This is a genomic window from Streptomyces sp. NPDC048696 (assembly GCF_043198895.1).
Lineage (GTDB): Bacteria > Actinomycetota > Actinomycetes > Streptomycetales > Streptomycetaceae > Streptomyces.
In genome coordinates, this window is the sequence record NZ_JBICVJ010000032.1 from 43,498 (window position 1) to 49,599 (window position 6,102).

The following is a 6,102-nucleotide window of genomic DNA, read 5'->3' on the forward strand; positions in this document are numbered from 1 at the left end:
GATCGACCTCCTGTCCGGCTCAGGTCGTCGCGCGCACGGCGGGAGCGGGTGCGGCCGGGACGTGCGAGCACACGGGGCAGTCGGGCCGACGGCTCCACCGCTCGGACTCGCGCGGTACGGCGTCGTCGAAGTACGCCTCCATCAGCCGCCCCTGCGACAGCGGCGGGGCGATGCCGGTGGCCAGCCGCACGACCTCGCCGAGCACGTGCGCGGTGTACAGCGTGACCAGCGCGCCGAACGCCGACATGTCCTCGGGGAAGCGCGGCTCATGGGCCGACTCCGCCCATTCGGCCTTCTTGACGCTGAGGTCGGCCGAGAGCCGGTCGTGCTCGGCCACGTCCGCCTTCCAGCACTCCACGCACCCGGTCACCCCGGGGATCATCGTGTAGTAGGCGATACGGCGGCTGTCCACACCACCCGTGATCAGCGTCGCGCCCGCGGTGACACAGGCCTGGTTGATCCAGTTGACGACCTGCATCTTCGGCATGTCCACCGCCGAAAGGACGAGGTCCCGCCCCTCGACCACGGCGAGCGCCTCGTCGGCGCAGCCGATGTAGGTCGACCGGGCGTCCAGCTTGACCAGCGGGTCGTAGGCGAGGATCCGTTCGGTGGCGACCTCGATCTTCGGGCGGCCGATGTCGCTCTCGCGGTAGAGGATCTGCCGGTTGAGGTTGGACAGTTCGACGGTGTCGAAGTCCACCACCCGGATGTCGCGCACCCCGAGCCCGACCAGGTCGTAAAGCATATGGCTGCCCACGCCGCCGAGGCCGAGCAGGACGACCCGGTAGTCGCGCAGCTTGCGCTGGAGGGTGTACTTGCTGGTCGCCAGCGAGCTGTAGTTCTCCAGGAAACCGAGGTTGCGCTTCCAGCGCTCCAGGCTGTGGCCGTCGAGACCGGGGGCGGCGGCTCCGTCCTCGATGAGCCCGGCGCGGTCGAACTCCTCGATCGCGGCGTCGACGTCCTCACGGGTGAGGTCGCGCCCGGCCGCCCGCAGCTCGCGCTGCACCTCGGGCACGGTTCGGGTGCCGTCGAGCAGACCGACGAACAGCGAGATGCCGCCGTCGGCGTCGGACAACTCGACGCACTTGCCCGGTAGTTGGATGTAGACGTGGTCGGATACCCGGTAGACCGGGAGGGTCGGCTTGATGCGTGGCTTGGCCTGATGGTGCGTCATGACTGGTTCCCCCGTGATCGGTTGGATGACGTGCGTGGTGGGTGCGGGCCAGGGCGGGCGCACGGCCGAAGCCGCACGCCCGCGTCGGTCGATCAGGTGGCGACGGCGCGGCCGGCGATGCTGGTCTTGCGGGTCTTGAGGACGATCGACATGGTCTTTCACCTCCCCGTTTCATGGTGCGAAGGTGGTGCAACGGGTTCCAGAGTGCGGGGCGGGGACCGGTCGGGGGTATTGGCACATACCCCAGGTCGTGGCGCGTCAGGTCGTGGGCACGTCAGGAGTACGCCGCCCGGACGACCGCGCTGGCCAGTGCGGCCCGCGAGGTGACGCCGAGCTTTCCGAAGGCGTTCGAGAGGTGCATCTGGACGGTCTTCTCGGTGACTTGCAGCCGATGCGCGATCTGACGGTTGGTCAATCCCTCGCTGACCAGCGCCGCGACCTCCCCCTCGCGCCGGGTCAGAAGCGCGAGATCGCCGGGCCTGGGGGCGTCGGACCGGGGCGGCCGGGCCGCGATCCGGCGCCGCTCGGCGGAGGCCCGGCGAGCGAGTGTCCGTGCTCCGCAGGCGGTGAACGTACGGTGCGCCGTGGCCAGTTCGGCCGCCGCCCGCCGTGTCTCGCCGCGAGCCGTCAACGCCGCGGCGGCCGTCAGCCGGGCCCGGTTGGCGTCGATCACCAGGCCCGCCTCGGTGAGCGCGTCGTACGCCGCGACCGAGGCCCCGAAGGCGGACTCGGAGTGCCGGCAGGCGAGCACCTGGGCGCGGGCGAGCAGCGCAAGGCCGAGGCGTCCCGGCAGCGCCAGCGGGCGGGCGGCCGCCATGGCCCGGTCGGCCCACCGCGCGGCCACGTCGACGCGCCCGGCGGCCAGCGAGGCGCGGGTGAACAGCTCGCACCAGTCGACCCTCGACCACACGTCCGCCCCGGTCAGCTCGACGCCGCCCACCGCCCGTACGGCCGCGAGGCACGCGGTGGCGTCGCCCGCGTCGAGCCTGGCCTCGGCGAGCGAGCGGGCGACGGACGTACCGGACCAGCCGCCCACCCCTGACGCGACTCCGGCTCCGCTTCCCGCGACGGGCAGGTGTTCCATCGCGGCCGTCCCCGTCCGCAGCGCGGCGTCCAGATCGCCCGTGACGACCGCGATACGGCAGCTCACGGCAAGCGCGCCGGTACGGGCCTCCTCCGCACCGGAACGGACCGCAAGTTCCAGCGCTTCCGCCGCGGCCGTCTCGGCCTCGTGGAGGCGCCCCGACAGGTGTACGGCGAAGGCGCGCGCCGTCAGCAGATGGGTGAGGGCGAACTCCCGTCCCGACCGGCGCGCGACCGCGATCCCGCGATCCAGATGGCCGAGCGCGACCGGCGGCCGCCCGAGCATCGCCTCGCTCCACCCGAGCCACAGCACGGAGTCGAGGTCACCGGCCAGCTGCCCGTCGAGCAGACCGTCCACCAGGCGGGCGGCGGACACGCTGTGCGCCTGCGCCGAGCCGATGGCTCCGGTCAGTACGCCGGTCAGTGACAGGAGCCCGTGGGCGGTCGCCGCCGGTCCCCGACTGCCACGGCGCTCGGCAGCGGCCAGCGCGCGCTCGGCCCGCGCGGCGCAGTCGGCGGGACGGCCCTCGCCGAGATCGTCGCGGGCGAGCGCGAACTCCAGGACCCCGGCCGCGTCGGCGTCCCGCGCCGTAGCCTCGTCGAGCGCGTCGACCAGCAGCGAACGGGGCTCGGCGCGCCGGCCCAGCGCCCGCTCGACCAGCGCACACGCGGCCACCGCCGCCGCGTACCGCGCGGCGGGTTCACGCGGCAGCACTTCCAGTACGGTGTGCAGCAGTTCGCGGCTCTCGCGCAGCCGCCCGAGCGCGCACAGCAGCCGCGCCAGACGGAACTGCAGCCGGGCCCGCTGGACCACGGCGTCCGTCGGCAGCAGCCGCAGCGCGGCGTTCAGCCAGCGCACCGCGCTGTCGGGCTGGCGAAAGCGCACCAGGTGAGCGGCCTCCGCCAGAATGCGCACCGCGTCGTGGTCGCCGGGCCGCGCGGTGCGCTCCACATGGAACGCGCAGGCCGCCGCATCGGCCTGACGGCTCGTCAGGGCTGCGGCGACAGCGGTGTGCGCGGCGAGTCGCCAGCCGGGCAGGGCGCTCTCGTAGACGGCATCGCGCAGCAGGGGGTGCCGGAAGGTGAAGCTTCGGGGTGCCTCGGCCGGACGTACGAGATCCTCGCCCGCCAGCTCGTCGATGGCGGAGAGGGTGGCGATCTCCGGGAGACCGGCGGTCGCGGCGACCAGTTCGGAGGTGAAGTGCTCCCCCACCACGGCTGCGGCGCGCGCCACCTGGCGCGCGGTCGCCGAAACCCTGCCGAGCTCGGCGGCTACCTCGACTTCGAAGGCGGCGGCAGGGCCGTTGGCGGCGTGGGGGTGGGTGCGGGAGTCGACATCGGCGTCGCCGTCGGTGTGCGCGTCGTCGTGCGTGTAGGCGTGTTCGTCGGCATGCGCCAGGATCTTCAGGTAGAGCGGATTGCCGCCGCCCGCCCGTAAGAGCGCGGGTAACCGCCGCCCCATACCCGCCGCCCGGTCCGCCCCCACCAAGCCCGTCGCCTCCCCCGGACCCAGCGGACCGGGACAGACCCGTTCCACCTCCAGCCCCCCGGCCACCGCGCTCCTCAACAGTCCGCGCAGACGCGGCGGCGCCTGCCGGGGCCGATGGGCGAGGGCGAACAGTACGGGCGGCTTCGGCGGCCGTCGCAGCAGATCGTCGAGCGCCGCCAGAAAAACGTCGTCCGCCCACTGGAGACCGTCCAGCAGGAAGACGAGTCCCCCGGGCGGCGCCGCCGCCTCCAGCCGCTTGCGCAGGTCACCCGGGGAACCGTCGCCCCACACGTCCCCGAACAGCTCCCACGGCCTGCCGCCACCGGCGGCGGTCGCCTGGCCCGTGCGCACCACGTGCCCCCGGGCGGAGGCCAGCCGTCCCAGTTCGGCGAGCAGACGTGTCTTCCCGATCCCCGGCTCGCCGGTGATCTCCACGACCTGTGTGGTGCCGGCGGCGAACCGCCTCACCACTCGGCCCAGTTGACGGCATTCCGGTTCACGGCCGATCAGCGGCTCCGACGTCGATGTCACTTCCGTCCTCCCCGTATGGACGTGTCGCAGGTACATCGCCACGTCCACCAGGCGATGTCCGCTCCAACACCATGAATACGGCTGCCGGGCCTCCTGTGTTCATCCCGTTCGTCCCGGGGCTGTCCGCAACAACGCCACGGCCCCCGCCGCGCACGGAGCGTGCGGGGCGGGGGCCGTGTGGTGCTCCTGTCGGGGCCGACGGCCGGGTCCGGCGACCGACCGGAGTCAGTTGAGCGTCGGCACCGCCGCCCAGCAGCCGTTGCCGCGCCACACGTCCTTGCCACCGTTGTTCTGCGCCACCATGAACTCGATGGTGCCGCCGGTCCGGGGTCCGACGACCCCGTCGACCGGGAGCCGCCAGAACCGCTGGAAGTTCTGCACGGCCGTCTTCGTATTCGTGCCGTAGACGCCGTCGACGGCGAGCTTGGTCCCCGCGTAGGCGTTGAAGGCCCGCTGGACGCACTTGATGCCGGTCTTGTTGTGCGATCCGGTGCCGATGGTGGCGACTCCGGGTTTGGCCTGCGCGGCGGTGGCACCGAACAGACCGGCGACCACCAGGGCCGCCGCGCCGACCGTCACCGATGCCCGTCGGGTGGTGTTGCTGCTCATGTCGTCTCCCGTTGTCGTCACGTCCTGTGAGGCCCAAAGTGCGTCGTGCGTACGCTAGTTCATGGCCTCTGACGGGTCATCGGACGCGGGGATGAAGCCGCGGGTGAACCAGCACGGTAGCCGGCGGTGCGCTACCGCGCTGGTTGCACGGCGGTGCGCACGGCGGTCTGAAACCGCAGGTCGGACCGGGCCTCAAACCCCCTTGCCGCGATCGCCGCCCGGCCACGAGGATGGCGGCCATGCCTACGTTCACCGCCGTCGACGGCACCGCACTCGCCTATCACCTCGTGGGAGAGGGCGAGCCCCTGCTCTGTCTGCCCGGTGGCGCCATGCGCGCCTCCGCCTATCTCGGGGATCTCGGCGGACTGTCGAAGCGGCGCACCCTGGTGCTGCTCGATCTGCGCGGTACCGGCGACTCCGGTGTGCCCGACGACCCCGCCACCTACCGTGTCGATCGGCAGGTCGCCGATGTCGAGGCCCTGCGCGCACACCTCGGCCTCGACCGGGTCGACGTCCTCACGCACTCGGCGGGCGGCGATCTCGCCCTGCTCTACGCCGCCGCGCACCCGGAGCGCGTACGCACCCTGACCCTCGTCACCCCGCGCGCCCGGGCCATAGGCGTCGACTTCACCCAGGAGCACCGCCGGGAGGCGGCCGCGCTGCGGGCGGCCGAGTCGTGGTTCACGGACGCGCACGAGGCGTACGAGCGCATCTGGGGCGGCTCCGAAGCCGATGCCGACTGGGACGCCGTCATGCCGTTCTTCTACGGGCGTTGGGACGCGGCCGCCCGGGCGCATGCCGCGCTCGACGTCTCCCAGACCAATATGGCGGCCGCCGACCTGTACGCGTCCCCCGACGCGTACTCGCCTGACGCGGCCCTGGCGGCCGTCCGCGAGTCAGGCGCGCGGGTGCTCATCCTGGCGGGCGAGCTGGACGGCAGCCCGCTTCCCCGCGTCGCGGCGGCCATGGCGGAGCTGCTGCCCGGGGCCGAACTGGCCGTCCAGCCCGGCGCCGGCCACTTCCCGTGGCTCGACGACCCCGCGTACTTCACCAGGACCGTGGAGACGTTCCTGCACTCCTGAGAGGGCGCCCGGCGGGGGGGGGGGGGGGGGGGGGGGCCCCCCCCCCCCCCCCCCCCCCCCCCGGCCCCCCCCCCCCCCCCCCCCCCGGGGGGGCCCCCCCCCCCCCCCCCCCCCCCCGCCCCCCCCCCCCCCCC

4 protein-coding genes are annotated in these 6,102 nt (G+C 73.5%); 1 reads left to right on the top strand and 3 read right to left on the bottom strand.

Features of this window, described 5'->3' with window-relative positions:
• Positions 1 to 19: 19 nt before the first annotated feature.
• The 3 genes from ACGFRG_RS35780 to ACGFRG_RS35790 form a co-directional block, all read right to left on the bottom strand.
• Positions 20 to 1,174, bottom strand: coding sequence for a HesA/MoeB/ThiF family protein (locus ACGFRG_RS35780; protein WP_393270839.1), 1,155 nt, complete (start codon positions 1,172 to 1,174; stop codon positions 20 to 22).
• 274 nt (positions 1,175 to 1,448) lie between these two features.
• Positions 1,449 to 4,277, bottom strand: coding sequence for a LuxR C-terminal-related transcriptional regulator (locus tag ACGFRG_RS35785; protein WP_393270842.1), 2,829 nt, complete (start codon positions 4,275 to 4,277; stop codon positions 1,449 to 1,451).
• Between the two features lie 225 nt (positions 4,278 to 4,502).
• Complete coding sequence (locus ACGFRG_RS35790; RefSeq protein WP_393270844.1) at positions 4,503 to 4,886, bottom strand: peptidoglycan-binding protein; 384 nt, start codon at positions 4,884 to 4,886, stop codon at positions 4,503 to 4,505.
• A 239-nt stretch (positions 4,887 to 5,125) separates the two neighbouring features.
• Between ACGFRG_RS35790 and ACGFRG_RS35795 the strand changes: the two genes are divergently transcribed.
• Complete coding sequence (locus ACGFRG_RS35795) at positions 5,126 to 5,968, top strand: alpha/beta fold hydrolase (protein ID WP_393270847.1); 843 nt, start codon at positions 5,126 to 5,128, stop codon at positions 5,966 to 5,968.
• The last annotated feature ends 134 nt before the right edge of the window (positions 5,969 to 6,102 follow it).

Bases quoted from the DNA above. Each gene is read 5' to 3' on its own strand.
- ACGFRG_RS35780 (WP_393270839.1), bottom strand. From the start codon at position 1,174: ATGACGCACCATCAGGCCAAGCCACGCATCAAGCCGACCCTCCCGGTC.
- ACGFRG_RS35790 (WP_393270844.1), bottom strand. From the start codon at position 4,886: ATGAGCAGCAACACCACCCGACGGGCATCGGTGACGGTCGGCGCGGCG.
- ACGFRG_RS35795 (WP_393270847.1), top strand. From the start codon at position 5,126: ATGCCTACGTTCACCGCCGTCGACGGCACCGCACTCGCCTATCACCTC.